25 protein-coding genes are annotated in these 26,590 nt (G+C 63.0%); 6 read left to right on the top strand and 19 right to left on the bottom strand.

Annotated features, from left to right (window positions below):
- Positions 1–11 precede the first annotated feature (11 nt).
- The 8 genes from lspA to D1227_RS05895 form a co-directional block, all read right to left on the bottom strand.
- Positions 12–569, bottom strand: a complete 558-nt coding sequence (gene lspA, locus D1227_RS05930) for a signal peptidase II (protein WP_119404181.1) — start codon at positions 567–569, stop codon at positions 12–14.
- The gene (gene ileS / locus D1227_RS05925; RefSeq protein WP_119404180.1) at positions 569–3,511 is read right to left on the bottom strand and encodes an isoleucine--tRNA ligase; all 2,943 of its coding nucleotides are present in this window, start codon (positions 3,509–3,511) and stop codon (positions 569–571) included. The genes lspA and ileS overlap by 1 nt, the downstream gene beginning before the upstream one ends.
- A 215-nt stretch (positions 3,512–3,726) precedes the next feature.
- The gene (ribF, locus tag D1227_RS05920; protein WP_119374659.1) at positions 3,727–4,647 is read right to left on the bottom strand and encodes a riboflavin biosynthesis protein RibF; all 921 of its coding nucleotides are present in this window, start codon (positions 4,645–4,647) and stop codon (positions 3,727–3,729) included.
- A gap of 8 nt (positions 4,648–4,655) precedes the next feature.
- Positions 4,656–5,087 (bottom strand): MaoC family dehydratase, encoded by a 432-nt coding sequence (locus D1227_RS05915; protein WP_119374658.1) that lies wholly within the window; start codon positions 5,085–5,087, stop codon positions 4,656–4,658.
- Positions 5,088–5,142: 55 nt separating this feature from the next.
- Positions 5,143–5,997 carry a TIGR01459 family HAD-type hydrolase gene (locus D1227_RS05910; RefSeq protein ID WP_119374657.1) on the bottom strand — a complete coding sequence of 285 codons (855 nt, stop codon included), beginning with the start codon at positions 5,995–5,997 and terminating at the stop codon, positions 5,143–5,145.
- Positions 5,998–6,044: 47 nt separating this feature from the next.
- Positions 6,045–7,274, bottom strand: a complete 1,230-nt coding sequence (locus D1227_RS05905) for an EAL domain-containing protein (protein ID WP_119404179.1) — start codon at positions 7,272–7,274, stop codon at positions 6,045–6,047.
- Between the two features lie 306 nt (positions 7,275–7,580).
- Positions 7,581–8,351 carry a hypothetical protein gene (locus D1227_RS05900; RefSeq protein ID WP_158586579.1) on the bottom strand — a complete coding sequence of 257 codons (771 nt, stop codon included), beginning with the start codon at positions 8,349–8,351 and terminating at the stop codon, positions 7,581–7,583.
- Positions 8,344–9,198 carry a fumarylacetoacetate hydrolase family protein gene (locus D1227_RS05895; protein ID WP_119404177.1) on the bottom strand — a complete coding sequence of 285 codons (855 nt, stop codon included), beginning with the start codon at positions 9,196–9,198 and terminating at the stop codon, positions 8,344–8,346. The genes D1227_RS05900 and D1227_RS05895 overlap by 8 nt, the downstream gene beginning before the upstream one ends.
- A 116-nt stretch (positions 9,199–9,314) precedes the next feature.
- On the opposite strand from D1227_RS05895, the gene D1227_RS05890 reads away from it, so the two are divergent.
- Positions 9,315–10,997: a DUF262 domain-containing protein gene (locus D1227_RS05890; RefSeq protein WP_119404176.1), complete on the top strand. Its 1,683-nt coding sequence runs from the start codon at positions 9,315–9,317 to the stop codon at positions 10,995–10,997.
- A gap of 24 nt (positions 10,998–11,021) precedes the next feature.
- Here D1227_RS05890 and D1227_RS05885 read toward each other — a convergent pair whose 3' ends face one another.
- Entirely contained in the window at positions 11,022–11,585 is a 564-nt protein-coding gene (locus D1227_RS05885; protein WP_119374652.1) for a hypothetical protein, read from the bottom strand.
- A gap of 234 nt (positions 11,586–11,819) precedes the next feature.
- On the opposite strand from D1227_RS05885, the gene pip reads away from it, so the two are divergent.
- Positions 11,820–12,731 (top strand): prolyl aminopeptidase, encoded by a 912-nt coding sequence (gene pip, locus D1227_RS05880; RefSeq protein ID WP_233349786.1) that lies wholly within the window; start codon positions 11,820–11,822, stop codon positions 12,729–12,731.
- Between the two features lie 75 nt (positions 12,732–12,806).
- Here pip and D1227_RS05875 read toward each other — a convergent pair whose 3' ends face one another.
- The 10 genes from D1227_RS05875 to D1227_RS05830 all read right to left on the bottom strand — a co-directional run bounded on the left by D1227_RS05875 (position 12,807) and on the right by D1227_RS05830 (position 24,092).
- Positions 12,807–14,222, bottom strand: coding sequence for a sodium-dependent transporter (locus D1227_RS05875; protein WP_119404174.1), 1,416 nt, complete (start codon positions 14,220–14,222; stop codon positions 12,807–12,809).
- Positions 14,223–14,303: 81 nt separating this feature from the next.
- The gene (gene rodA / locus D1227_RS05870; RefSeq protein ID WP_119374649.1) at positions 14,304–15,476 is read right to left on the bottom strand and encodes a rod shape-determining protein RodA; all 1,173 of its coding nucleotides are present in this window, start codon (positions 15,474–15,476) and stop codon (positions 14,304–14,306) included.
- Positions 15,476–17,398 (bottom strand): penicillin-binding protein 2, encoded by a 1,923-nt coding sequence (gene mrdA, locus D1227_RS05865; protein ID WP_119404173.1) that lies wholly within the window; start codon positions 17,396–17,398, stop codon positions 15,476–15,478. The genes rodA and mrdA overlap by 1 nt, the downstream gene beginning before the upstream one ends.
- Positions 17,395–17,961 (bottom strand): hypothetical protein, encoded by a 567-nt coding sequence (locus D1227_RS05860; protein ID WP_119404172.1) that lies wholly within the window; start codon positions 17,959–17,961, stop codon positions 17,395–17,397. The genes mrdA and D1227_RS05860 overlap by 4 nt, the downstream gene beginning before the upstream one ends.
- Positions 17,962–18,855 carry a rod shape-determining protein MreC gene (mreC, locus tag D1227_RS05855; protein WP_119374646.1) on the bottom strand — a complete coding sequence of 298 codons (894 nt, stop codon included), beginning with the start codon at positions 18,853–18,855 and terminating at the stop codon, positions 17,962–17,964.
- An 87-nt stretch (positions 18,856–18,942) separates the two neighbouring features.
- Positions 18,943–19,983, bottom strand: a complete 1,041-nt coding sequence (locus tag D1227_RS05850; protein WP_119374645.1) for a rod shape-determining protein — start codon at positions 19,981–19,983, stop codon at positions 18,943–18,945.
- 276 nt (positions 19,984–20,259) lie between these two features.
- Positions 20,260–20,613: a hypothetical protein gene (locus D1227_RS05845; RefSeq protein ID WP_158586578.1), complete on the bottom strand. Its 354-nt coding sequence runs from the start codon at positions 20,611–20,613 to the stop codon at positions 20,260–20,262.
- Positions 20,614–20,744: 131 nt separating this feature from the next.
- Entirely contained in the window at positions 20,745–22,277 is a 1,533-nt protein-coding gene (locus D1227_RS05840; protein WP_119374643.1) for a 2-isopropylmalate synthase, read from the bottom strand.
- A 164-nt stretch (positions 22,278–22,441) separates the two neighbouring features.
- Complete coding sequence (locus D1227_RS05835) at positions 22,442–23,185, bottom strand: TVP38/TMEM64 family protein (protein WP_119404170.1); 744 nt, start codon at positions 23,183–23,185, stop codon at positions 22,442–22,444.
- Positions 23,186–23,264: 79 nt separating this feature from the next.
- Positions 23,265–24,092, bottom strand: coding sequence for a class I SAM-dependent methyltransferase (locus D1227_RS05830; protein ID WP_158586577.1), 828 nt, complete (start codon positions 24,090–24,092; stop codon positions 23,265–23,267).
- 185 nt (positions 24,093–24,277) lie between these two features.
- Between D1227_RS05830 and D1227_RS05825 the strand changes: the two genes are divergently transcribed.
- From D1227_RS05825 to D1227_RS05810, 4 genes are all read left to right on the top strand, one after another.
- Complete coding sequence (locus tag D1227_RS05825; RefSeq protein ID WP_119404168.1) at positions 24,278–24,874, top strand: tetratricopeptide repeat protein; 597 nt, start codon at positions 24,278–24,280, stop codon at positions 24,872–24,874.
- Between the two features lie 5 nt (positions 24,875–24,879).
- Positions 24,880–25,263: a VOC family protein gene (locus D1227_RS05820; RefSeq protein WP_119404167.1), complete on the top strand. Its 384-nt coding sequence runs from the start codon at positions 24,880–24,882 to the stop codon at positions 25,261–25,263.
- 104 nt (positions 25,264–25,367) lie between these two features.
- A complete protein-coding gene (locus tag D1227_RS19900; protein WP_158586576.1) occupies positions 25,368–25,718 on the top strand; it encodes a Gmad2 immunoglobulin-like domain-containing protein in 351 nt (116 codons plus the stop codon).
- 58 nt (positions 25,719–25,776) lie between these two features.
- Positions 25,777–26,565 carry a GGDEF domain-containing protein gene (locus D1227_RS05810; protein ID WP_119374638.1) on the top strand — a complete coding sequence of 263 codons (789 nt, stop codon included), beginning with the start codon at positions 25,777–25,779 and terminating at the stop codon, positions 26,563–26,565.
- The last annotated feature ends 25 nt before the right edge of the window (positions 26,566–26,590 follow it).

Here is a 26,590-nt window from a genome sequence, read left to right as displayed (position 1 = left end):
AAACCAGGCACTCAGGCCCCTTCTTTACCATCGGGGCTATGGCGCGACATTAAAAACTGATCGAGAAACAGCAAGACCGCGCCGACAGTTATTGCCGCATCCGCGATATTGAAAACCCATGGAAATCCGACCGGCCAGCTGGCGACATGCGCCCCGAACCACGGGCCGGAGAAATCCAGGAAATCGACCACGGCACCGAAGCGCACGCGGTCGATCAGATTGCCGATCGCCCCGCCGACGACCAGGGCCAGAGACAGCGCCGTCAGCCAGCGCTCGGCCCGCAGCAGCCAGTAAATGAAGGCGCTGGCAATGCCGCTCGTCGCGAGGACGAGCACCCAGCGCATCAGGCCGTCAGACTGGAACGTGCCGAAACTGATGCCCCGGTTCCAGAGCATGGTCAGGTCGAACACCGATGACAGTTCGATCTGCCCGCACGGCACCGTGACATCGAGGCAGTCGATCGCATTGAAGACAGGCGTCGAGAGGATCGCCAGCTTGGTCAGCTGGTCGGCGACGATCACGAAGACGATCAGCGCCAGCCAGAGCTTCCGGTCACCCGGCCCCGCCATCAGGCAGCCCCTCTCAGTTCGCGCACGGCGGCTGCATCCCGCGGTGTGATGTCCGGGAACTCAGGATCGGCGGTGGCCGGGTCGAAATACTTCCAGCTGCGCGCACATTTCACGCCGCTGGCCTTGGCCGGGACCACAGCAACACCGGGCGTATCCTCGAGCCGGTAGGCATCCGCCGGGCCTTCGCCATGGACCAGCTTCGCGCCTGACGTGATGAAGAGGTCAGCCGGGCTCTCGCCCTCGAAGGCGTCGATCAGCGTCTTGTCCTCGATATAGACCTCCGGGGAGGCCTCCAGCGAGGCGCCGATCCGCTTCTCGCGGCGCTCGACTTCCAGCGCGCCGGTGACGACACGGCGAACCTTGAAGATCTTCTCCCAACGCGCGGCGTGGGCCGCATCAAGCCAGCTCTTTGGCGTGTCCGGAAAGGTCAGCAGGTGGACGCTGTCGGCCCGGCCGGCAAACTGGCTCATCAGGAAGGCTTCCTCCGTGGTGAACGGCATGATCGGCGCGAGCCATGTGACCAGCCGCTCGAGCACGAGGCTCATCACCGTGCGGGCCGCCTTGCGGCGATTGTCCGACGGCGCGTCGCAATAGAGGCTGTCCTTGCGGATGTCGAAATAGATCGCCGACAGGTCCACGCCGCAGAAGTTGAGCATGGCGGACATGATGCGCTTGTAGTCGAACGTTTCATACGACTTGCGCACCAGCGCGTCGCTTTCTGCCAGCCGGTGCAGCACCCAGCGCTCAAGGCCCGGCATGTCCGCCGGATCAACCGCTTCGGCCTCGCTATAGCCATCCAGCGCGCCAAGCAGATAGCGCAGCGTGTTGCGCAGGCGGCGATAGGACTCCGCATTGGTCTTCAGGATATCGTCGGAGATACGCAGGTCTTCGGTGAAGTCCGAGCTGGCGGTCCACAGGCGCAGGATCTCGATGCCGAACTGGTTGGCGACCTGTTCGGGCTCGACCGTATTGCCGAGCGACTTCGACATCTTCTTGCCCTCGGAATCGACGATGAAGCCGTGGGTAACGACCTGCTTGTAGGGCGCCATGCCGCGCGTCGCGCAGCATTCGAGCAGCGAGGACTGGAACCAGCCGCGATGCTGGTCGGAGCCTTCAAGATAGACATCGGCCTGGCCGGAATTCTCATCGATGATGCCGCGGTCGCGCAGGGTGAAGGCATGCGTCGTACCGGAGTCGAACCAGACGTCGAGTACATCGGTCACCTTCTCCCAGCCGGCCGGGTCGGCGATGCCATCAAGGAATGTCGCGGCATCGGCAGAGAACCACGCCTCAACGCCTTCGGCGGCGATGGCGTCGAGGATGCGTTTGTTGACCTCATTGGCCTTGTCCTCGGGGAGCGCATAGGTGTGCGGCTGGCCGTCCGGGCTGACGAGCAGCGTGATCGGCACGCCCCAGTTGCGCTGGCGCGAGATCAGCCAGTCGGGCCGGTCGGCAACCATGGAGGTGATCCGGTTGCGCCCGGATGGCGGCGTGAAGCCCGTGTCCTCAAGCGCCTTCAGGGCAAGCTCGCGCAGCGGCGCGGCGCCATTGGCGCCCGGCTTGTCCATGCTGATGAACCATTGCGGCGTCGCCCGGCGGATGACCGGGGCTTTCGAGCGCCAGGAGTGCGCGTCGCGGATCGTCGTCACACCGCGCGAGAGGAGGTTTCCGGCCTCGGTCAGCAGGCGCATCACTTCCGGGTTCGCCTTGCCCTGCTCACCGCGCTTCTTGCCCGAGGTGCGGATGATGTCGAGGCCCTGCAGGGCGTCCGGCAGGTCCGGATGCTCATAGACGCCGTCCTCATTGACGATGTCGCGGATATCAGAGGCTTTATGGCCGCTGGCGATCCAGACGAGGAAGTCGTCCTCGCCATGGGCGGGCGCGGTGTGGACGAAACCGGTACCCGCATCGTCGGTGACATGGTCGCCGGCGAGCATGGGGATTGGGTGTTTGTAAAAGTCCGAGAGCGTGTGGAGCGGATGGGTTAGCGTCCAGCCTTCCGGATTCACATCTTGAAGCCGCTTGAAGCCGGACACCTTCGCACTGTCCATGACGCTCTGCGCCAGCGCATCAGCCAGCACATACTTGTCGCCTGGTTTCGCGAAGGGCGCGAAGCCAAGCTCTTCCTCATTCATCACGCTCTCGACCTCATAGAGGCCGTAGCTGATCGACGGGTTGAAGCTGACGGCTTGGTTGGCCGGGATCGTCCATGGGGTGGTCGTCCAGATGACGACCGAGAAATCCTCACCCTGAACAGGAAACTTCACCCAGATCACCGGCACCTTGCGGTCGTGATATTCGACTTCGGCTTCGGCGAGGGCCGTGCGCTCCACCGGCGACCACATGATCGGCTTGGAGCCGCGCACGAGCCGGCCGGACATCGCCACGCGAAGGAATTCGCGCACGGTCGCGGCCTCGGACTCGTAATTCATCGTCAGGTAGGGATGGTCCCAGTCGCCCTCGACGCCGCAGCGGCGGAAGCCCTGTTTCTGGACCTCGATCCACTTCTCGGCATAGGCGCGGCAGGCGCGGCGGAACTCGTCGCCGGGCACATCGTCCTTGGTGCGGCCCTTGGCGCGGAATTCCTCTTCAACTTTCCACTCGATGGGCAGGCCGTGGCAGTCCCAGCCGGGGATATAGGAGGCGTCATAGCCCAGCATCTGGTGGCCGCGCACGACAAGGTCCTTGAGGATTTTGTTCATCGCGGTGCCAAGGTGGATCGGGCCGTTCGCATAGGGCGGGCCATCATGCAGGATGAAGGGCTTGGCGCCGCGCTTCTTGGCATCCTCGCGCATGCGATCATACAGGCGCATCTCGTCCCAGCGGGCGATCCATTTCGGCTCCGCCTTGGGCAGGCCGCCGCGCATGGGAAATTCGGTTTTCGGCAGGAACAGCGTATCGCGATAGTCGTTGCCCGTGGCCGTCTTGGTGTCGTCGTTCATGGTGTGATCAGTCTCGAACCAGCAATGTCATCTAAAGGTGCAATGGGGTTTATCCCGGCTCCGCGTGACGGCTCGTGACCCGAGACCGCTCACCGCCAAGCCGGGCGGCTAATTCGAATGATGCAGATGCTTGCCTGATTCATCATGGCGTGAGGCTCTAGCAGAGGGCTTTGCGCCTGTCATCCTTCCGGCGCAAGCTGTCGCAGGCGCGAGGCTCAACCCGCGAGCAGGCGCTTTGCGTCCGCGCTATCCTTCTTCATCTGTTCGACCATCTCTTCAAGCGAAGGGAAATGCAGCTCCGGGCGCAGGAAATGGTGCAGCTCGACTTCCATGAAGTGGCCGTAAATATCGCGCTCGAAATCGAAGATGAACGTCTCCAGCAGCGGATCGCGAATGCCGGTGGTCGGCGTGCGGCCGAAATTGGCGACCCCGGGCAGCCAGTCGCCCGTCCGGTCGATCCGCGCGCGCACCGCATAGACGCCATGGCGCGGATGGATCAGCTCACCGAGATGCAGATTGGCTGTCGGAAAGCCGATGGTGCGTCCGCGCTGTTCGCCGCGCTCGACCGTGCCGTCCGCGATCCAGGCATGGCCCAGCATGGCCGCGGCCTTTTGCGGATCGCCGGCAATCAGCGCTTCTCGGATGCCGGTCGACGACGCCTTCGCGGCATCCGGGCCTTCGACCTTCTCGACAATGGTGACGTCGAAGCCCAGCGACCGGCCGAGCGATGACAGGCGCGCTGCATCGCCCATGCGCCCGCGGCCGAAACGGAAATCGAAGCCGACCGCGACATGCGCCACGCCTAGCCCCTCATGCAGGACACGGCGGCAGAATTCCTCATCCGTCATGCCCGCCATGTCGCTATTGAAGGGCAGCTCGAACACCGCATCGGCGCCGAGCTCGATCAGGCGCGCATTGCGCCGGGCCGGGCGATAAATCCGGAAAGGCGGGTCGTTCGGGCGGAAATAGGCGCGGGGCGGCGGTTCGAAGGTCGCCACACCCAGCGGATGCGCATCGATCCGGGCGGCATCGATGACGGCGCGGTGGCCCGGATGCACCCCATCGAAATTGCCGAGCGCGACCGAATAGCCGCGCGCGCTCTCAGGCATGTCCGAATAACCGGCGTGAACCGCCATCAGCGCTCCTAATCTTCCCGGCTCGGCACCATGACCTTGGCCTCGCCGCCGACGACGACCTTGTCATCCACCGAGCAGGTGATCTTCAGCGTCACGCGATTGCCCCGCTCGATCATTTCGGTGATCTCGGCGCGCGCGATGACCGTGCTGCCGATGAAGACCGGCCGGCGAAAGCGCATTTCCAGATGGGTGAAGATCGAGCCCGGGCCCGGCAGGTCATTGCCAAGAATGCCCGAAATGTAGGACGCGGTCAGCGCGCCATGCGCAATACGCTGGCCGAAGGGCGTCTTCTTTGCGAACTCTTCGTCCATGTGGATCGGATTGTGGTCGCCCGAGACCTTCGCGAAGAGGACGACGTCCTCCTCTGTGATCGTATGGGTCGTCTCATGCGCCATCCCGACGCTCAGATCCTCGAATTTGTAGCCGTCCTTGGCACTCATCTGCCCGTCTCCGAATCAAAAAGCCGCTGTCTGTTACAATGCCACAGCCGCTGCGTCACCACCTCAAGGCGGGCAATGCGTATCGCGCACTGGTTTCATATTGGTCAAGCAGGGTGGCGAGTTCTTCCTCGAAATCATCACCATGTTCGGCCAGCCCCGTCCCGACATAGAGCGCATCATAGCCTTGCCGGGCGGCGCCTCTCATGTCTGTGCCAGGACTGTCGCCGATGCACAGGACCCGTGCCGGTTTCTCGCCGCGTATCTCCGACGCGCGCTCGATGGCGAGGTTGTAGATCGTCGGATGCGGCTTGCCCGGATAGATGACGCGCCCGCCCTCTTCCTCATAGATGGCCGCGAGCGCGCCGGCGCACCAGACAAGCTGGTCCCCGATGCGCACCTTGATGTCGGGATTGGCGCAGATCATCGGCAGGTCCCGGTCGACACCCTGCTTTAGCAGCGCGCGATAGTCTTCCGGATCGTCATTCACCTGGTCGCGCAGGCCGATACAGAGCAGCGTGTCGGCTTCGTCCGGCTCGACGAAATCGAGGTCTAGGCCCTTGTAGAGAAACTGGTCGCGTTCCCAGCCGGCATCGACGCCGAGGCGCCAGATCTTTTCGTGGCGGCGCCGCGAGAGCTCCGCCCGCGTCGCATCGCCGGAGGAGACGCAATCGTCGAAGCAGTCGTCCGGCACACCGATGGGTTTGAAGTAGGAGACGACCTGCGCCTTGGGCACCGGCGCGTTGGTGATCAGAACGACCGTGCCGCCCCCCGCCCGGAATTTCGCCAGGGCCTCGCAGGCGTCGTCAAAGGCGCGCCGGCCATTGTGGATCACACCCCAGACATCACAGAGGATCGTGTCGTAATCATGCGCGATAGCGGCGAGGCCGGCGGGATGCTCAGGTCGTGTCATGGCCGCTCAGTACTGGGGCGCACCGGTGCGGTCAAACACCGCCTGCATCAGCCGAAAGCCCCCAGCTTGGCGATGAACTCGGCCGGCGGGGCTGTGGCTTCCATCAGGGAGGACTTGATCGGCTTCGGCGCGCCGAAGACATGTCCCTGACCATAGGGGATATCGAATTCAAGGATTTCGACGACGCTGACCTCTTCTTCCAGCTTCTCGGCGATGAGCGTTACGCCAAAGCGCGAGCACACAGCGGAGACCTCCTCGCCATCGACCGAGCGCTGCACGTTGGAGATCGGGCGCGGGCCGGACGGGTTACGCAGCTGGTCGATCAGCTCGCCGCCATTCATCTTGACGAAGCGGACCCCGGCATCCTGCAGCCGTGGCAGATCGAGACCGAGATCGGTGGCATGATCGATCGAGAAGCGGAAGCCGAGCGCGGTCAGCTTTTCCATGCCCTCGCGCATTTCCCGCGAGCGATTCTCGAAGCGGTCCGCCGGGATTTCGAAGATCAGCGCCCCGGCCAGGTCGCGGTTTTCCCGCATGAATTCGAGGAATTGCGGGAAGAAATGCGGGTCGGTCAGCGAGTTCGCCGAAATGTTGCAGAACACACCGACGCGGCGGTCCCGCTCCGACAGGCGGCGCACGATCTGCACGCAGCGGAAGAGGAGCATGTTGTCGATGACGCCCATCAGGCGGGCCCGGCGGGCCGCATCGAGGAATTCGGCTGGCAGGATCAGTGAGCCGTCCGGGCGGCGCAGGCGCGTGAAGCCTTCATAGAAGGCAACCCGGCGCTGGGGCAGCGACACGATGGGCTGCAGGTGCAGGTCGACGCGGCCATCCTGGAGGGCGGCTTTCACCGTGCGCAGCACCGCATCTTCCTGCGGGCGCATCTCGCTCTTGTCGACGGTTTCGTCGAGCTTCGATTCGAAACTCTTCGACAGGCGGTCGATCAGCCCTTCCAGCTGGCGCATCTCGCTGACCAGCGCATCGCGGCGCTCGGTCAGTTCATGCTTCAGGGTCGATTCGACGCTTTCGGTGCGCGCCTCGACCATGTCCATGCGCTCACGCGTGGCGGCATTGGCGCGCTCGATCCGTTCCAGCTTCTCATCAGTTTCCGCAGTCTTGGAGACGTGCGCGATCAGCAGGTGCAGCTGGCCGAGGACGACGGTCAGGACGGCGCCAAGGCCGACAGCCAGAGGGATCCCGACACCCAGATAGGTGTACAGGCCCAGGCCGAGCGCCGTACCAAGCGCCATATAGAAGATGAACAGTACGCCAATCATAATTCAGTCAGCCCCGTCATTCGCTGAACCTTAACAAATGCCTGCCAAGAGTTAACGAATTCGTAGCATTAGGCCTGATTTGGGCTCGTTGCCAATGTTGCAGGCAGTTGCATCCACAGCGTGACTTACATGACACACTTTCGCGAACGGGCGCAGATTGCCGGTACAACCCGTTTGACTTGGGCCCGATCACCGATAGAAATGGCGCAAGACCCGCCGCCTGGAAGTCCGCGGCCTACTTGGCCGGACGGGGGCGTCTCGGGGGAGACCGGGGTTCCGCTTCATTGCGGGACCCCGTTGCTTTTTTCAGCGGTCTGATCTTGTCGCAAAGATAACGCGATCCAGCGGCCAGGCATGGTCTGGCGCGCCGGCGTCTTCGTCTGTACAGCCAATCACGAGGCTATCCTGAACGCGTGCCCCACTCGCATCCTCGCCAGCCGGGCCACCGCCGCACGGGCGCAGCACGACATCGTGCCAGGCCTCATCCAGGTCGCGATAGCGGATACGGTAAGTGACCTGTCCGGTACCACTGGCGGTGGCGCGCACCTTCAGGTCTCCGCTGTCATAGATGAGCGCGTCCTGCGTGACGTCACCGCCATGCGACAGCAGCGCGGCGTCGAAACCGCCAGCCGGTGCACCATCCTCGATGAAGCTGATGGCATCGGGCTGCTCATAGGCTGCGTTGAGGCCATCAACCAGCGCGCCGGCACCCTCCGGCCCGGCGACGGCGAGCGCGTCTGCCCGCCCGGCCCGCCAGCCCCGATTACGGATCTCGTCGACGCCTTCAATATCGAGCGGGTGGACGGAAAACAGGAACAGCGCGTCGAGGCCAGCAAGATCATCCGGTTCAGCCTGGCTGCCTGCGCCGGCCGGCGCGCCAAACATCAGGCGCTTGCCACCCGCAAGGACCAGCGCGCAGGGGCGCCCACTCCCTGTACCGCAGGGTACCAGCGCAAAATCTGCCGGCGATATGGCCGGGCGCGGCGGCGGTTCGGACTCCAGCGGGTCCGGCCCAGTGCTGCCGGAGCAGGCCGCCAGCCAAAGCGCTACGGCCAGACCGGCCACGCCCCTAACCAAGACGCGCGGTCTCCGGTTCATCGACTACGGTGTTCTCAAGTATGCCGACATTTTCGATATCCACGCGCAGTCGGTCCCCGGCCTTCAGCCATTTTGGCGGTGTGTGCCCGGCGCCGACGCCCGCCGGCGTCCCGGTGAAGATCACATCGCCTGGCTCCAGTGTGAACGCCGTGGTCAGGTGGGCGATCTGCTCAGGCACCGAGGCGATCATGTCGCCGAGAACACCCTCCTGGCGAAGCTCGTCATTGACGTAGCCGCGAATGGCGAGCCCGGCGAGGTCACCAACTTCATCGGGAGTGACAAGACACGGGCCGAACGGGGCATGCGTGTCGAACCCCTTGCCCATCATCATGGTCTGGCTGGCGCGCTGCCAGTCCCGCACCGAGATATCGTTGCCGCAGGCGAACCCGGCGACGATCTCCATGGCCCGCTCCGCCGGGACATGCCGGCCGGTCTTGCCGATGATGACGACGAGTTCAGCCTCGTAATCGAGCTGTTCCGAAACGCGCGGCAGGTGGATCGCCCCGCCCGGCCCGTTCGCCGCCGTCGACTGCTTGTTGAACCAGATCTGGGCTTTCTGTTGGTCGCGGCGGATGATGCTGACGCTCTCGGCGGCATGCGCGGCGTAGTTGAGACCGATCCCGAGAATCTTGCCGGGCCGGATGACCGGCTGGCGAAGCGTCACATCCGAAATGGCAACGGCGTCTTCCGTGCGGACTGATGTTTTTTTGCTGTCCAGGTCCGGTAGAACCTGGCTCAGGCAGCCCTGCTGCAGAGGTGCAACCTGCCCGTTTTCCAACGCACCACAATGCAATACGCCGTCAATTTCAAAGTTCAGCCACTTCATGTTTGCGTTGCCCTCCTGACACACCTGCCTGAAATCATCCGAACAAAGAGTGTATTCGGCCGGTCAGCAGGTCTAGTGAATGGCGCATACGTCTAGAAAGTCCAACGAGGAATTCAATGGGATCGGAAACGCCAAGGTCGGACTCGGGTATCCGGGCGCGAGAATGCGCCCTGTCCGACATTCTCTCGCCCGGCAGCCAGCTGAAGATGCCGCCTTACCAGCGCAGCTATTCCTGGGAAGAGAATGAAGTCCGCGAACTGCTGGACGATCTTCTCAACGCGACCGAGAATGGCCGCTATCACTTCATCGGCGCGATCGTGCTCGTGCGCATGGAAGACAACACCTACCAGGTCGTCGACGGCCAGCAGCGCCTCACCACGCTGACCATGATCCTGGCCATGATGCGCGACCTGGAAACCGATCCCGTCCGCAAGGCCGAAATCCACGCCCTGATCGGCGATTCCGACCGCTCCATGCTGGGCGAAGGCGCCGCCTGGCGCCTGACGTTGAATGATGTCGACAACCCCTTCTTCCGTGAAGCCATTCAGGCCGAGGGCGCGACGCTGCGCCGCGACCTCATCGCCTCCGACGAGTCCAACCATGAGGTGATGCAGAAGAACCTCGCCTTCCTTCACGAGGAGCTGGAGGAGTTGGGCGAGGCCACCCGGCGGACGCTGTTCGAGACCATCCGCGACCGGGTCGTGCTGGTCCGCGTCGGCGTGCCGGACTGGGATGGCGGCTATGAGGTGTTCCGCGTGCTCAATACGCGCGGCAAGGCCCCCAACAGCCATGACATCGTGAAGACGGAAATCCTGCAGCACGCCAATTTCGACCAGGCCGAAGCGAGCCGCTATGCGCGCGAATGGCTGGAGCATGAAGCCAAGCTCGGCGGCGGCGGCCTGGACGACCTGCTCAACATCATCCGCCAGCTCTATGGCCGCAACACCAAAGGCAAGACGGCCAATGTCTTCGCCAAGGTCGTGCTGTCGAAGGTCGACTCACGAACTTTTGTCGATGACGAGCTGCCGCGCTATGTCGAGGCGTATCGCATCGTCCTGAAAGGCGATCCGGATTTCGGACCGCTCACTGAAGCCATCCGGGCGCCGCTCAACCATTTGCGGCTGCTCGACCACCGCCTGTGGCAGGTCCCGGCGGTTGCCTATCTCTACAAGCATCCCGACGATGGCGAGCAGGCGCTTAAATTCTTCCAGATGCTGGAGCGGCTGGCCTATGCGATGATGCTGCACTTCACCACCGCCAGTGCGCGCCAGAAGCGCTACCAGAAGCTCACCCAGCTGATCCAGGGTGACAAGCCACTCTTCGACCGGAGCAGCCCGCTGCGCTTTGCCAAGGATGAGCAGAAAAAGGTCCGCGAGCGCATGACCGGCCGCTTCGCCACTTTCGGGCAGCGCCGCGCCATGGCGCTCAGGACAAACGCCGCCCTTGAGAATGGCGAGATGATCACGCTGGAGGACGATGCCACCGTCGAGCATGTGCTCCCGCGCTCGGTGCCGGAAGAGTCCTACTGGCATGCCACCTGGCCTCGCACCCAGGTCCAGCGCGAGCTGTGCGAGACGCTCGGCAATTTCGTGATCGTGCCCCAGCGCATCAATCACCAGGCCGACCGGCTGGATTTCCGGGAAAAGAAACGGATTTTCTTCGAAAGCGGCGCCCGGGTCTTCGCGCTGACCGAAGACCTGCGCCATCGCAATACCTGGACGCCGGAAGACGTGCGGGCACGCACCGAGCAACTCGTCGACATCCTGATGGATGAATGGTTCTCAGCGCTGGATGACTAGGCCGCGGCGCGGCGGCCTTCCTGGCTAGCTGGCGGCAGCGTCCTCGGTTGGCTCGCTGTCGCTGGCATAGGCATCGGCCAGCTTGTCGGCCGTCTTGCGCGCAGTGTCGATTTCGGCCGCAAAGGCACTCAGCGCTGTCTCGGTCTCATCCAGGCCGCTGCGGTCGCGTGCGGCCACGAGACCGACGGCTTCGGAAAAGCCGCGATAGCATTTCTGCGCTGTAACCAGCGCGGTTTCGAAATTGATCAGATCACTGCGCGTCACATCACCCTCATCAAGCAGGGTCTGCGCGAGATCGCCGACTTCGGTGAAAGCCCGGCGCGCGGATGCGGTATCCGACGAAATCGTTTCGTACACTTCGGCCGGCTCACCTTCGGATGCGGAAATCCGGTCGGCATAGGTGCCGGACTTGGTATCGGTATCGCCATTCTCGCCGCCAAACAGGACTTTGGCGAAATCCATCAGGCCGCGTGGCTCGCCAATCCAGCCCTGCGCTTCGGCGCGCGTGTTGAACGCCTTTGCCGATTCGGCCAGCGCTGAGCTCTCGACTGTCTGCTCACTTTCGACCAGGGCATCCTGGGAAACCATCGATACGGTCGCGCACCCGGAAAGAGTGAGCATTGCTGCGCATGCGAGTGTTTTCATCATATGCGGTCGACTTGCCCCGTTTCGCTCCACCCTGTGGGTAGAAGGTTTACAGTAACTCACTAGCACGTTCATGACTATGACGGATATAGGAGCTGCAGAAAGTGAAGACGACATGAATAAGGTTAGTGAATGTTGAAGCTTTATCCGCCTTTGGAAGCCCGGAAAACAGGCAGAATGCGTGTTTCTGATATACATGAAATATATTGGGAGGAATCAGGCAATCCCAATGGTTTGCCTGTAATTGCCGTTCATGGCGGCCCTGGCGGCGGCTCAAGCCCGGAAATGCGGCGCTTCTTCGATCCCGACATTTTCCGGATTATCCTGTTCGACCAGCGCGGCTGCGGCCGATCGACCCCGCATTCGGAACTCGAGGAAAATGACACCTGGGCGCTGGTCAGCGACATGGAAGCGATCCGCGAGATGCTCGGCATCGACAAGTGGGTTGTCTTCGGCGGCTCATGGGGTTCGACGCTGGCCCTGTCCTATGCCGTCGAACATACAGACCGCGTCCACGGCCTGATCCTGCGCGGGATCTTCCTGATCACCGAAGCCGAGATCCAGTGGTTCTACCAGGACGGGGCAAGCCGCCTCTTCCCGGATGCCTATGACCGTTACATCGCCCCCATCCCCGAGGAAGAACGCGGCGACCTGCTGCACGCCTTCCACCGCCGCCTGACCGGTGAGGACCGCAAGGCCCGCACCGAAGCCGCCAAGGCCTGGGCCTGCTGGGAAGGTGAGACGATCTCGATCCAGGGGCCGTCCTCACGCCCGGCGCGTTTTGAGGAAGACAGTTTTGCCGACGCCTTTGCGCGCATCGAATGCCACTACTTCGTCAACAAGGGTTTCTTCCCGGAAGATGGCTGGCTGTTGAAGAAGGCAAAGGAGAAGCTGCAAGGCGTGCCCGGCATCATCGTGCATGGGCGCTATGACGTGGTCACGCCGCTGGCAACCGCCTGGGCGCTGACCAAGGTCTGGCCCGACGCCAGTTTGCACATCGTGCCCGATGCCGGCCATTCCAGCCTCGACAGCAGCATCGTCGACCAGCTCATCCGCGCGACGCGGACATTCGGCAAGCTGTTCGGGTAAGGCCGGCGCACCAGACGCAATCAAAAAGGGCGCCTCGCTGGGCGCCCTTTTTCATTTCTGCAAGACCGGCCTCGCCTATTCCGCCGGCAGCTCATTGTTCGGGCCCAGCAGCGCTGTCATGAAGCCCGGCAGCTGGACATTGTATTGCTGCTGGATCTTGTCGAAAAAGCCGAAGAACAGGATGAAGGCGAGGAAGAGCGGCACGGGCCAGCGCAGCAGGAAGCGCCAGACATTCATGATCGTGCCTTCGCCGATTTCGCTCGTCATCATGTCGCGCGACAGGATCCAGCCGGCAAAGATGACCGCGAGCAGTCCGCCGAGCGGCAGCAGGAGATTGCCTGTCAGGAAGTCGACAAAGTCGAGATAGTCGAGCGAGAAGACATAGGCTGCACCGACGACGAAGAGGATCACGCCCATGCCGAGCGCCGCGCCAAACCGGGTGACGCCCTGACGCTCCTCGAGCCATGACACCGAAACCTCCATCAGGGAAATGGACGAGGTGAATGCCGCAAACAGGGCGAGGCCGAAGAAGACGACCGCCATCAGCTCACCCCCCGGGATCGAGCCGAAGGCAACCGGCATCGAGACAAAGAACAGGCTCGGCCCGCCCGCCGGGTCGAGACCGGCGGCAAACACGATCGGGAAGATCGCAAAGCCTGCAATCAGCGCGACCGTCGTATCAGACCCCGCCACGATGCCGGAGGCGCGCGGAATGTTCGTGTCGCGAGAGAGATAGGCACCATAAGTGATCATCAGGCCGACACCGATACCGATGGAGAAGAAGGCCTGGCCGATGGCTTCGAGGAAGGTGTTGAAGCCGACATCTTCCCACTTTGGCGTCAGCAGGAATTCAGCCGCCGCAGCTGCATCACCATTCGCGATTGCGAAGCCGACCACCACGACCAGCATGATGAAGAAGGCGGGCATGAGGACAGTCGCTGCGCGCTCGATCCCGCCTTTGACACCTCTGCCGACGATCCAGACATTGGCGGCAAGGAACAGGGCGAGCAGCGCAAGGATGTACCATTTGGACGCCATCGGGTGGGCCCCGATGCCGATTAGATCTTCAAAATTCTGGCCAGACGCCTCAGCGTTCATGCCGGTAAATTTGCCCTGCATCGCCTGCAGCGTGAAAGCGATCAACCAGGATGAAATCACCACGTAGAAACTGAGGATGAAAGTCGCTGTGATCGTGCCGACCCAGCCGACAATGCCCCAGTTCAGCGACTTGCCTTCAGCGCGCGCCAGCGACTGGACACCTTCGATCGCGGACATGCCGGATTTCCGGCCCATCGAATACTCCGCCATCAGGAGCGGCAGGCCGATAAAGGCGACGCAGAGAAGATAGATAACGATGAACGCCCCGCCGCCATTCTCGCCAGCGGTATAGGGAAAGCGCCAGAAATTGCCGAGCCCCACCGAGGAGCCGACGGCCGCCATGATGAAGCCAAACTTCGAGCCCCAGGTCTCAGTCTTGCGGCCAATTTCCATACTTTGCTCCCCTTATGGAATGATTTTCGCGGGACAGTAGCTTTCGCGGGACAAAGGTCAACGTCGGCACCGCTGCAGAGGTCAAATCACCCCCTGCGAACTCAGCCGCTCATCGCGGCCGAGATGCACGGACATGATGATTCCGAAACAGGCCATCGTCGTGAACATCACCGTACCGCCATAGGAAATGAGCGGCAGCGGAACGCCCACCACGGGGACCAGCCCGAGTACCATGGCGACGTTGAAAAGGATGAAGAAGGCCACCGTCGCAACACAGCCGGCCGCCGCAAACCGGCCGAACAGGCTGGCGGAACTGCGCGCGATAATCAGCCCCCAGACCAGGATGATCACCCAGAGCAGCAGCAGCCCCGTCGCGCCGAGAAAGCCGAACTCCTCGGCGATCACGGTCAGGATGAAGTCGGTATGCTGTTCGGGGATGTAGTCGAGCTGCGCCTGGATGCCCTCCATGAAGCCGCGTCCCTGCCAGCCGCCAGAGCCGATGGCGATCTTGGCCTGCTCGATCTGGTAGCCATCGTCGAGCGTGTTGACCGCCTGCCCTGTCAGCTGGGCCAGGAAGGTGTCGACGCGCTCGCGCTGATAATCCTCCAGCACGAACTGGTAGACCGGCCAGATGCTGGCGAGCGCCGTCACGGCGACGGCGGCAATCACGCGATAGTAGAGGCCGGCAAGATAGATCAGCACGCCACCGGAGGCGAACAGGGCGAGCGTGGTGCCGAAATCCGGCTGCTTGAAGATCAGCGCCGCCGGGATGCAGATCATCAGGAGCGGCATGAGATGGATGAAGAACCGCCCGTTCGAATTGGGCAAATTGTTGTGATAGTAACGCGCCAGCGCCAGTGTCAGGGCGAGCTTCATGAACTCTGAGGGCTGCACATTGATCGGCCCCAGCGGCAGCCAGCGCGTTGCGCCGCCGCCAGTTACGCCGAAAAACTCGACCCCGAAGAGCATGGCCAATGTCACGAAATAGGCGGGCCAGGCCGCCTGCAGCCAGACCTTGAGCGGTACCAGCGCGATGACGAACATCAGGGCCAGCGCAACCGAGAAGCGGAAGGCGTGGCGTGCCGGAAGGGCGGCTTCTGCGGGGTTGGTATAGGTCGAGCTGTAGAGCGCCGCCGTGCCGATCAGCGCCATGCTGATCAGCATCAGGATCAGCCCCCAGGGCAGCGCGCCGAGCGTCTGGGCCAGCGTGCGGTCCTCAAACCGGATCCCTGAAGCACGCGCGGCCCGGGCCACTACTGGTTCCCCCGGCTGGTAATGATGGATGGCGCGCTGGCCGTCTGCCAGCGGGCGGCCCGGCGGGAGTCGCGGCGGATGGCCGTCGCCATGATATCGCGCGCGACCGGTGCTGCCGCACTCGAGCCGCCTTCGCCGTGCTCGACCACGACGGCGGCGGCATATTTCGGATCATCGGCCGGGGCGTAGCAGACAAACAGGGCATGGTCGCGCAGCTTGCGCGCGATCTGGTCGCCCTTGAGCACGCCGGTACGGCGCTCTTCCTCGGTGATGCGGCGCACCTGGGCCGTCCCGGTCTTGCCAGCAAGGCGCGGACCGCCCAGGCCGAGGTCGCCGGAACTCCAGGCCGTCCCGCCCGCTTCGGATGTCACGCCGTACATGCCGGCCTTCATCCGGTCCATCATCTCCGGGTCCAGCGGGGCGGCGTCAGGGATCGGCTTGTCGGGGCGTGGCCCCTCGCCAATGATGTAAGGCTCGATCAGCCGGCCGCGCGCGGCGATCCGGGCCGACATCAGCGCCAGCTGCAGCGGGCTTGTGGAAAGGTAACCCTGGCCGATGCCGTAGTTCAGCGTCTCGCCTTCATACCAGGGCTCGTCAAGCGCGCGGCGTTTCCACTCATCATTCGGCACCGTGCCCGAGCGCCCGCCTGTCATGCCCAGTTCCCAGGTCTGGCCGAAGCCGAACCGCTTGGACACGTCAGCGAGGTGCTCCACGCCAACGCGGCGCGCGATTTCGTAGAAATAGACGTCGCAGGAGCCCTTGATCGCCCAGTGCATGTTGACCGAGCCATGCCCGCCCTTCTTCCAGCAGTGCCAGGTGCGGTTGCCGAAATGGTAGTAGCGGTTGCAGTGCACCCGCATCTCCGGATTGATCCCGGCTTCGAGCGCTGCGGTTGCCACCACCATCTTGAAGGTCGAGCCCGGCGGATAGGTGCCGTCATAGGCCTTGTGGTAGAGCGGCGAGCGGTCATTCTCGCGCAGGGCATTATAGTCGGCGTGCGAGATGCCGTTCACGAAATCGTTCGGATCGAAGGCCGGCGTCGAGACGAAGGCGAGAATGGCACCGGTCTCGATGTCGAGCACGACAGCCGCGCCGCTCTCATCGCCGAAGCGTTCGATCGCTGCGCGCTGGAGTTCGGCATCGATGGTCAGGCCGATATCCTTGCCCGGCGTGGGCGCGAGATCATCACTGTCGAGTTCGCGGATAACCCGGCCCGCCGCATTGGTCTCCAGCCGGCGGAAGCCCGGTTCGCCGCGCAGCCACTCCTCGGCATAGCGCTCGACGCCGGAACGCCCGGTCCGCATGTCCGGGTGGCGGAAAAGCTTGCGCAGGAGCTCCGCTTCCTCCGGCGTTGCCCCCTCTGTCAGCCGCGACAGATCATCGGCGCTCGCCTTGGCGACATAACCCAGCACATGCGCGAGATCGCGCCCGCGCGGATAGGACCGCGTCGTTGCCATATCGACCTGGACACCGGGGATCTCGGCTGCCAGCAACGACATGCGCGCGAAGTCCTCATAGGACAGCTCATTCTTGACGATGGTCGACTGGAAGGAGGCCTGCTGGCGCGCCTGACGGGCGATGCGGGCCTGCTGCTCGGGCGGCAGGTCGATATGACGGGCCACCTCACGCAGCGAAGCGTCGAGATCGGGGGTCTGCTCGCGGACGATGGATACGCGCCCGGCTTGCCGGTGTGAGGCCAGCGGCTGGCCGAACCGGTCGACGATATTGCCACGCAGCGGCGGGGCCAGCTCCAGCTTGACGCCGTTCTCATCGGCAATCTTCTGGTATTTCTGGCCCTCCAGAAGCTGCAGCTGCGCCAGCCGTGCAATCAGGCCGGAGAACAGCACGCCGCCGGCAACACCTGCGGTGACGATCCGCCGGCTGAGGCGGACATCGGTATCGTGTTCTGACGGGAGGCTCATGCCCTGCTCCCCGGAATTGGACTCGCGCGGCGGCCGAGATCGAAGACCGGCGCGATGATGATATGAAGGATATAGGTTATGACAAAGGTCTGCATGATCGGCGCGATCTGGACGATGTGATTGCTGTTGAAGCTGGCAAACAGCCAGACCTGCGCAAACCCGATGGCATAAATCACGATCGGCGACAGCGTGGTGATGACGGGCGAGCGCTCCCTGTCAAAGGAACGGTGCACCAGTGCGCTGAGCCCGAAGGTCGTCAGGTTGATGAAACCGAAGCAGCCAAGCGGCGCATAAGCACTGACATCCTGTGCGAAGCCGACGATGACGAGAATGATCATAGGGCGGAAAGCAAGCCCGCTACGGCCCCAGCCGAAAGCCGCTACAAGCGCGGCATAAGGCCAGGTCAGTTCGGTGCCGAAGACGCTCTTGGGAGTCAGGCCGATCAGGCCGATGGCCAGCACAAGCAGGGTCCCGACCGACAGGCGCGTCGTCGGTCCGGCTTCCCGCCAGAGCCGGCCAACCCCGGCGAAACGGCTGTCAGGGGCGTTACGCGTCTTGGCCACCTACGGCGCTCCCGGATTGCTCGCGCCACTTTCAGTCTCATCCGAAGCGGCCGTTTCGGTCTCGTCAGCCGGTTCTTCCACGGGGAAGTCTTCCGGCCGGGGAATTTTCATCGACGGCATAAGACGGACGAACCCGCCGGGCGCGCGGTTCATGCTGAAGATGACGCGCTGGTCGCCGCCGCGGCGGACCACTTCGCCCACCACGATCCCACGCGGGAAAATGCCGCCCTCACCAGAGGTCAGGACCCGCTCGCCGAGGATGAAGTCACCCTTTTCCGGCAGGTCCGTCAGCGAGCCGAGATCGTCACGGTCACCATAGAGGATGGCGCGCATGCCACTCGCCTCACCCATGACCGGAACCCGGGAGTTGAAGTCCGTCACCAGCAGGACGCGGGCCGAGCGTTCGCCGAGCTGCACGACGCGGCCGACCAGGCCGCCCTCATTCTCTGCATAAGCGCCCTCTTCCACGCCCTGCATCGCGCCGGCATTGACGAGGATGGCTTCGCGGAAGGGACCGTTTGTTTCCGAGGTGATGCGCGCCGTCACGCCGCGCACGGGCGGCTCGCCCATGATGTTGAGCATGTCCTCATAGGCTTCGAGGCGGGCTGCCATCGAAATCGCGACCTGACGGTAGCGGGTGAGCTCTCGCACCTCGGCTTCGAGTTCGCGGATCCGCGCCTCACGGGCCGATGTGCCGGTAATCCTGTCCCAGAGGCCCGGCCGGGCAGAGCTTGCCAGCTGGTCGGCCGCAACGGTGCGGGCCGGATCGATCATGGATCTGAGTCGCGGAGAGGTCTGCAGCAGCAGGATGCCGAACAGGCCGGCGAGGGCAACAAAAAGGGCGTAGCGCCGCAGAGGGCGCCCCTTCAGTCGTTTTCCTCGCATACGGGCCATGGACGTCCCTTCTGGCCTCCGACCACTCTCCTAAGATTGAGGTGAACCGCCTGTTTCCGCAACTGCCATTTCAGTCAGGCTGCGGTGTCACACTTCCGGTGACAGCACGTTCTTCATGCGCACGAGGTTCTCGAGCACATAACCACACCCGTTTGCGACGCATTTCAGCGGATCGTCCGCGATCATGACAGGCAGCTGGGCCTGCTCGCGGATCACCACGTCCAGGTTGCGCAACAGGGCACCACCACCTGTGAGCACGATACCACGGTCGACAATGTCGGCCGCCAGTTCCGGCGCCATGGCTTCCAGCGCCAGCTTGATCGCCTCGACGATCTCGCCTACCGGATCGGCCAGCGCTTCGGCCATCATCGCTTCGGTGACTTCAACCTCGTTCGGCACGCCGTCCGTCGAACCCCGTCCGCGAACCGTCACGGTCAGCCCGTCGCCACTGTCTGGCGCCTTGGCCGAGCCGATTTCCTTCTTGATGCGTTCGGCCGACATCTCGCCGATCATGATCTGCTTGGCCTTGCGCAGATAGTTCATGATGGCGTGGTCCATCTTGTCGCCGCCCACACGGACCGAACGCGAATAGACGATACCGCCCAGCGACAGCACGGCGACCTCGGTCGTGCCGCCACCGATATCGACGACCATCGAACCGGCCGGCTCCTCGATCGGCAGGCCGGCCCCGATGGCGGCCGCCATCGGCTCTTCGATCAGCTGTACCTCGCGGGCACCGGCGGCCAGCGCGGACTGGTGGATCGCGCGGCGCTCGACGTTGGTGGCCGAACTCGGCACGCAGATGATGATCAGCGGTGAAACGAAGGCGCGGCGATTGTGCACTTTCCGGATGAAGTGCTTGATCATCTCCTCGGCGACTTCGAAGTCCGCGATCACACCATCGCGCATGGGCCGGATGGCTTCCATGTTCAGCGGCGTCTTGCCGAGCATCTGCTTGGCCTGGTTGCCGACCGCATAGACGACCTTGCGGCCGCCCTGGTTCATGTAGGCAACCACGGAGGGTTCATCGAGCTTGATGCCCTGGCCCTTGACGTAGACGAGCGTGTTCGCTGTCCCGAGGTCAATGGCCATGTCCGTGGAAAGCATGCCGAGAAGGCTACCGATCATGTTTATGCCGCTTTTTTGTCTGGTGCGGCGAGCCATCTCGCCACACGCATGTGTCCGATCATGATCAGCCCCTATACACCAATGCCGTTTCCACACTCTTAACGCAAGAGAAAGACTGTTGACAGAAGGAACGCTTCGTTCCTTTTCGCAAAACCATAGCAATGACGGGCGATCCGGGGCCGACCGTCCTGCAAGCCATTTTCATTTCGCAAACGAAACGTTTTCCCTGATTCGGGTGTTTTCACGCTTCGTAAAGAGATTGCCCGGCCGCGGGCCCTAATTGTCGGCGGATCCTGTCACGCCGGTTTTGCGCAGTTCGTCATCCAGATCGACCCGCGCCTTGTCGAGTGCCTTCTTCGCCTGCTGGACTTTCGTCTCCGCCTTGGTGACGTCGCCCTTGGCCTCAGCCAGGCGGTTCTCTGCCTTCTTCACGCGCTCGCGCGCTTCATCGACGTCCTTGCGTGCGGCAACGAGGTCTTTCTCCGCCTTCATCAGGCGCGCCTCCAATTCGTTCACCTTGAGTTCGGCGCGCTCGACGGGATCGGCCGGCACGACCGGCTCCGGCGCGCTGGCACACGCAGCCGACATTGCAAGCAGCGTCGCGAAGGCGGTGATACGAAGTGGGGTCATTTCAAATCCTTTCTTCAAGCCAGCAAAAGGCCTGAGGCACGGGGGACATGCATCACCCCGCGCCATATTCACTGTTCGTCACTCTGATATGAGCCATCAGCCCCGCATTGCGAACCGGACGGCCCGCGCTGTCAGGCGGCGAGCCGCTTCAGCCGGCGCGCTTCAAGCTTGTTCAGCGCGTGGATATAGGCCTTGGCGCTGGCGACCAGCGTATCGGGATCGGAGGCCCGCCCGACAGCCATCACGCCCTCGCCATTCAGCCGGACGCTGACTTCCGCCTGCGCATCGGTACCGCCGGTCACGGCGTGAACCTGGAACAGATCGAGCTTGGCCTTGTGATCCACAATCGCGCGGATGGCGTTGAAGACAGCATCCACCGGGCCGTTGCCCTGGCAGCTGGCGGTTTTTTCCTCGCCGTCGACCAGCACCTTGAGATCCGCGGTCTGCGGGCCTTCGGAGCCAGCGATCACACGCAGGCTGCGGAAAGCAACTCGCTCACCCATAGCCGAGAGCTGGTCATCAACCAGGGCCAGGATATCGTCGTCGAAGACGTGTTTCTTCTTGTCGGCAAGGTCCTTGAACCGGCGGAAAGCCTCATTCAGCGAATCGGGGTCGAGCTCATAGCCCAGCATCTTCAGCTTGTCGCGGAAGGCATTGCGGCCCGACAGCTTGCCCATGACCAGCGAGGACTTCGAGACGCCGACATCTTCCGGCTTCATGATCTCGTAGGTCTCGGTATTCTTCAGCATGCCATCCTGGTGGATGCCGCTTTCATGGGCGAAGGCGTTCTTGCCGACGATGGCCTTGTTGTACTGGACCGGGAAACCGGTGATGCGGCTGACCATCTGGCTGGCCCGGGCCAGGCGCGTCGTGTCGATGCCGGTCTCGAAGGGCAACGAGTCGCCGCGCACCTTGAACGCCATGACGACTTCCTCGAGCGCAGCATTGCCGGCCCGTTCGCCAAGGCCGTTGATCGTGCACTCGATCTGGCGCGCGCCATTCTGCGCCCCGGCAATCGAGTTGGCGACAGCCAGGCCAAGGTCATTGTGGCAGTGGGTCGACCAGATGACCTTGTCGGAATTCGGGATCGTTTCACGCAGGCTGCGGATCAGGGCACCATACTCTTCCGGGTGCATGTAGCCGACCGTGTCAGGCACGTTGATCGTCGTCGCGCCTGATGTGATGGCAGCGTCGATGCACTTGCACAGAAAGTCGAATTCGGTGCGCGTGGCATCCTCGGGCGACCATTCGACATCATCGACAAGGTTGCGGGCAAAGGAGACCGAATGGCCGACTGCTTCGAGGACGGCATTCGGGCCCATCTGGAGCTTGTGCTTCATGTGGACCGGGCTGGTCGAAATGAAGGTATGGATACGCGGACGCGCGGCATGGCGCACGGCATCGCCGCACCGCTGGATATCCTTTTCCGTCGCACGGGAGAGACCGCAGATCGTGGCCGACTTCGAGCGCCGCGCAATCTCGCTGACAGCCTCGAAATCACCCTGTGAGGAGTTCGGAAAGCCGGCCTCTATAATGTCGACGCCCATCGCCTCGAGAATTTCGGCGAGGTCGAGCTTTTCCTTGTGGGTCATGGACGCGCCGGGCGACTGCTCGCCATCGCGCATGGTTGTATCGAAAATCAGGATCCGGTCTTTATCACTCATCGGTCTGGCCTGTTGGAAACGCTTTGAACGGGTACGTGAGTACGTGGCTTGATGGGTTCCCCTGGCCAGGCGCCGGACATCAATCTCCGGCGGCAACCGGCCAGGGGCCGGTAAGCAGAAGGCTTGTTAGCCTGATGAGGGGCAAGTTCTTGCGCATAAGGGGACTAATCAGTCTTCTCCGCGCCGCTGTCAACCGGTTCGGACTGCGTTGCAGCAATAAAATTCCCATTCTGGCGCCGCCGGCGCGCATACAGCCAAAGCCCGCCAAAAACCGCCACCGCCGCAAGGGCGAGGGCCGCTGCGATCAGCGGAGAACCGCGCATGGCCGCCATCAAGCTCTGGCCGGCAAATGTCACGAGCAGGATCTTCGGAATGATCCCCACCGCCATGCCCGCGAGGTAACCGAGGAAATTGGCCCGCACGGCGCCGAACGCCATGTTCACGATCAGGAACGGGCCGGTGGGCACGTTTCGCACGATGGCGCTGGCCGCAAAGGCATTCCGGCTGACGAACTGGGTAAACCGCTTCGCCCGGTCGCCAGAGAACCGCGCCACAGCCGCCTGTCCGCTGAACCGGCCCAACCAAAAGGTGACCGTGCCGGATGCCAGCGTCGCAATCCATGAGTACAGCGCGCCATGGACGGGCCCGAACGCGACAACGGCTGCGCCGATCAGTCCGAATTGCGGCATGCCGATGAAAGCCGCGCCGACAAAGAGCGCAATCACAGCCGGCAGCGCCCAGGGCGTATCTGCCAGCTGCTGCATCTCGGCGATGAATGCTTCCAGCGAGCCGATCACTCCGGTCTTGCCGAGGATGAACAGGGCGATGACGGCCCCGCCAAAGGCGAGACCGAGCCAGAGCGCCTTGCGTGACCGCGTGGCAGGGATCTGTTCGACCGGTGTATTCATCGCCGTTCGTCTCCTCCAGCGCGCATGGGCCGTCAAGCGGAGACGGTCACTTGCCGCTGCCGGTAGGGCCGGGCGTGTGTTATTCCGGCGCCGCTTCCGGCTTCTCGAACTTCAGCAGGAACTGGTCGGTCATGCCGCGCACCTTGGGGTCGAAGACGTTGGCGTCGAGGTCATCGGCCGGGTTCACGAAGAGATCGCTTTCGGCCACAAACACGAAACCAGCCTCCTCGGCCATATCCTTGACGACCTGCGGGTCGATCCGGTGCGTGTCGCCGCCGGAAGTCGCAGGCGTCCCGGCCGAGGCACGGTGATCGAGAACGACAAAACTTCCGCCCGGCTTCAGCACGCGCAGGATTTCCGGGAAGGTCGCATCGATATTGCCGACCAGAGCCTCGCCGCTTTCGGGCGTGTACCAGAGCTCATGCGGCCCCTGGAACCAGGTCACGACATCAACGGCGCCATCGTCCAGCGGCAGCTCGTCGAAATCCGACTTCATGTATTCGACATTCGAAAGCCGGTCGGCGCGCATGGTCGCGGAATCGCCGAGGAAGGTGTCAAAAGCGGCCGGATTCTGCATGTAGAGCTTGCCGTCGGCGCCGAGGTAGCCGGACAGGATTTCCGTGAAATAGCCGCCACCCGCTTCCATTTCGAGGACGGTCTCGCCGGGTTGCAGTGCCATGAATTCGATCACTTCGGCCGGCTTGCGCATCTCGTCGCGCTCGACATCCGTCTCCGGCCGGTCGGGACTGGCAATGGCGGCGTCGATCGCGGCCATATCGGCCCCGCTCACGGCGGCTATCGGCGGCGGCGGCGCGACAGCAGGCGGCAGGCCTTCTGTCTTCTGGTTGGCACAGGCCGTCAGCAGCAACGCAGCTGTTCCAGCCGCAAGCCAATCGAACGTCTTCATGGAATCCTCCTGCATTCTCGATGCGTCCTGACGCATTCTGCGGCCTCTTGTTGCGCATTTTCCGCAACGTGTCAGCCATGGCGGAAAAAGTTTTGCGTCGCTGAACATGCAGCCTTTCCATGCGTCTCGTCAGAATGCAGCCTCATTTTTATGTGTTATTGTGTTGCATTATGCGGAGACAAAACATGACCCCACGACTTCTCATCCTCCTGTTGACGGTCATTGCCGCGATCTCGCTGGCCCCAGCCGCGTCTGCCCAGTTCGGGCGTGAACAGGTTGCCAGCCCGGATGCCGACGAGCTCTATGCCGACAGGGCGGTCAAGCGAGGCTGGTATGACGATGCCCGCGAACGCTACAAGGCCGCGTGCGAAGACGAGAGCCGCCAGACCGCCGTCTGGGCGCGCAACTGCCGCAAGCTGGCCGACCTGGATCGCAAGGGCCTTGGCGCCCAACAGGATTATGACGCTGCCCAGGCCCTTTATGACCGGGCCTGTTTCGAGGGCCGCGATGCCGACAGCTGCATGCAGCAGGCCTATACGAGCTTCAAGGGCCTCGATGGCAATGAAGACCTGCCTTATGCCCGCAAGCTGTACAAGCAGGCCTGCGACCTCGATCACGCTCGCGGCTGCGCAGGCTATGGGTCGATGCTGTATCGCGGACAGGGTGGCGACATGCGCCGCGATGAAGGCAAGCAGCTGATCCAGCAGGCCTGTGCCGATGGCGACACCTGGGCTTGCGAACGCGCCCGCGGTTACGGTTTCCCGGACCGCCGGGGGCTTTAGCCCCGATGACCTCGTCTGAAGTCCATCGCGGCATCAGCGCTTTGACCCTGTCGACGCGCGACATGGCCCGGGCTGTCGCGTTCTACCAGACGCTTGGCTTCCGGCTCGATTATGGCGGGCCGGAAGCCAGTTTCTCGACGCTCTGGGCCGGCCCGACCGCGCTGAACCTGACCACCGAAACCGGCCATGCACCGCCCGGATTCTGGGGCCGCGCCATTTTCGAAGTGGCTGACGTCGACGCCTTCCATGCCGCCATTACGGAGGCCGGAATCGAGACCGATTTCACCCCGCGCGATGCGCCATGGATGGAGCGCTACTTCCACCTCAAGGACCCGGACGGCCACGAACTGAGTTTCATGACGCCCATCGGCAATCCAAAAGAGGACTGAAAATGCCCCTCCGCCTTTCACTGACTGCGCTTGCTGCTGTCTGTGTGGCCTGCTCAGGGGAATCTCCCCCTTCCAGCAGCCCTGTCACGCCTTCGGATGAAACTGTGCGCGAACCAAGTCTTCCGGACGGCATGCAAATCGATGCGCCTGCCCCAAACGCCGAAATCAGGACCCCGCTCAAGCTGTCCGGATCTGTGCCCGGCCCTTGGTATTTCGAGGGCAGTTTTCCGATCGAGTTGCGCACAAACGATGGACGGGTCCTTGCTGAAAGCATCGCCCAGTCGACCGGAAACTGGATGACCACCGATCCGGTCGGTTTCACCGGCGCACTGGACTTTGAAGTCGACACGCCGACAGCCGCAGTACTCGTCCTGCACGAGGATAATACCAGCGGTCAAAAAGACGCCCGCCGGGCCCGCCTGCCCCTGCGCCTGATGCCATCCCGGCCAAATTAGATGAAATTTTCGAAACTGCCTTACGCAGATTTTCGCATTCGACTGCTAGAAAGGGCGCATGGAACGGGAATACAAACTTCTCGAAGCGGGATCTGGCGCGATGGTTCGCGCCATCACCTTTTTCGTGTTTGTGCTGACGGCGGCACTTTCGCTGGCGACGATTTTCGCTGTTCTCATCGCTGAATACGGCCATGTCCCTTCGGACAATCACGAGTTCATCTCCACGACCGTCCTGATTGCGACATGCGTCGCCGGACCGATGGGCGCGCTGGCAGCGCAAAACCAGTTCCGGTCCGACCGCTACCAGATGACGCTTCGAGCCATGGCGTCGACCGACCCGTTGACCGGGCTGCTCAATCGCCGCTCCTTCGAAAAGCTGGCGCATGAAGAACTGGCCCGCATGGAGCGCACCAAGCACACTGCAGCCATCGCGCTGTTCGACCTCGACCACTTCAAGCAGTTCAACGACATGTACGGCCATGCCTTCGGCGACAAGGTTCTGACCGAGATCGCCAGCATCAGCCATACCGAACTGCGCGGGCCCTTCGACAGGCTTGGCCGGTGGGGCGGCGAGGAGTTCGTGATCCTGTTGAGCAACCTGACCCTCGAGCAGGCCGAATCTGTCTGCGACAGGCTGCGCCGCCGCATCGAAAAGACGAAGATGTCCTATAAGGACCGTTCGGCCATTGTCACGGCAAGCTTCGGCGTCGCACCGCTGCAGGCCAATCGCAGCCTTGAAGCCTGCCTGGAAGAGGCTGATGCCATGCTGTACCAGGCGAAAAACACGGGCCGTAACAAGGTTGCCAGCGCCCGGAAGCCGAAGACCACCACAAAGAGCGCAGCCTGAAGTTTCGCCCAACCGGCCAGTTTCA

The sequence above is a fragment of the Henriciella mobilis genome (genome assembly GCF_003576315.1).
Classification (GTDB): Bacteria; Pseudomonadota; Alphaproteobacteria; order Caulobacterales; family Hyphomonadaceae; genus Henriciella; species Henriciella mobilis.
This window is presented reverse-complemented; position numbering and strand designations above follow the sequence as displayed.

Excerpts from the sequence above, each read along its gene's own strand:
- lspA (WP_119404181.1), bottom strand. The coding sequence starts at position 569 with ATGGCGGGGCCGGGTGACCGGAAGCTCTGGCTGGCGCTGATCGTCTTC.
- ileS (WP_119404180.1), bottom strand. The coding sequence starts at position 3,511 with ATGAACGACGACACCAAGACGGCCACGGGCAACGACTATCGCGATACG.
- ribF (WP_119374659.1), bottom strand. The coding sequence starts at position 4,647 with ATGGCGGTTCACGCCGGTTATTCGGACATGCCTGAGAGCGCGCGCGGC.
- D1227_RS05915 (WP_119374658.1), bottom strand. The coding sequence starts at position 5,087 with ATGAGTGCCAAGGACGGCTACAAATTCGAGGATCTGAGCGTCGGGATG.
- D1227_RS05910 (WP_119374657.1), bottom strand. The coding sequence starts at position 5,997 with ATGACACGACCTGAGCATCCCGCCGGCCTCGCCGCTATCGCGCATGAT.
- D1227_RS05905 (WP_119404179.1), bottom strand. The coding sequence starts at position 7,274 with ATGATTGGCGTACTGTTCATCTTCTATATGGCGCTTGGTACGGCGCTC.
- D1227_RS05895 (WP_119404177.1), bottom strand. The coding sequence starts at position 9,198 with ATGAAGTGGCTGAACTTTGAAATTGACGGCGTATTGCATTGTGGTGCG.
- D1227_RS05890 (WP_119404176.1), top strand. The coding sequence starts at position 9,315 with ATGGGATCGGAAACGCCAAGGTCGGACTCGGGTATCCGGGCGCGAGAA.
- D1227_RS05885 (WP_119374652.1), bottom strand. The coding sequence starts at position 11,585 with ATGGTTTCCCAGGATGCCCTGGTCGAAAGTGAGCAGACAGTCGAGAGC.
- pip (WP_233349786.1), top strand. The coding sequence starts at position 11,820 with ATGCGTGTTTCTGATATACATGAAATATATTGGGAGGAATCAGGCAAT.
- D1227_RS05875 (WP_119404174.1), bottom strand. The coding sequence starts at position 14,222 with ATGGAAATTGGCCGCAAGACTGAGACCTGGGGCTCGAAGTTTGGCTTC.
- mrdA (WP_119404173.1), bottom strand. The coding sequence starts at position 17,398 with ATGAGCCTCCCGTCAGAACACGATACCGATGTCCGCCTCAGCCGGCGG.
- mreC (WP_119374646.1), bottom strand. The coding sequence starts at position 18,855 with ATGGCCCGTATGCGAGGAAAACGACTGAAGGGGCGCCCTCTGCGGCGC.
- D1227_RS05850 (WP_119374645.1), bottom strand. The coding sequence starts at position 19,983 with ATGATCGGTAGCCTTCTCGGCATGCTTTCCACGGACATGGCCATTGAC.
- D1227_RS05845 (WP_158586578.1), bottom strand. The coding sequence starts at position 20,613 with ATGACCCCACTTCGTATCACCGCCTTCGCGACGCTGCTTGCAATGTCG.
- D1227_RS05840 (WP_119374643.1), bottom strand. The coding sequence starts at position 22,277 with ATGAGTGATAAAGACCGGATCCTGATTTTCGATACAACCATGCGCGAT.
- D1227_RS05835 (WP_119404170.1), bottom strand. The coding sequence starts at position 23,185 with ATGAATACACCGGTCGAACAGATCCCTGCCACGCGGTCACGCAAGGCG.
- D1227_RS05830 (WP_158586577.1), bottom strand. The coding sequence starts at position 24,092 with ATGAAGACGTTCGATTGGCTTGCGGCTGGAACAGCTGCGTTGCTGCTG.
- D1227_RS05825 (WP_119404168.1), top strand. The coding sequence starts at position 24,278 with ATGACCCCACGACTTCTCATCCTCCTGTTGACGGTCATTGCCGCGATC.
- D1227_RS05820 (WP_119404167.1), top strand. The coding sequence starts at position 24,880 with ATGACCTCGTCTGAAGTCCATCGCGGCATCAGCGCTTTGACCCTGTCG.
- D1227_RS05810 (WP_119374638.1), top strand. The coding sequence starts at position 25,777 with ATGGAACGGGAATACAAACTTCTCGAAGCGGGATCTGGCGCGATGGTT.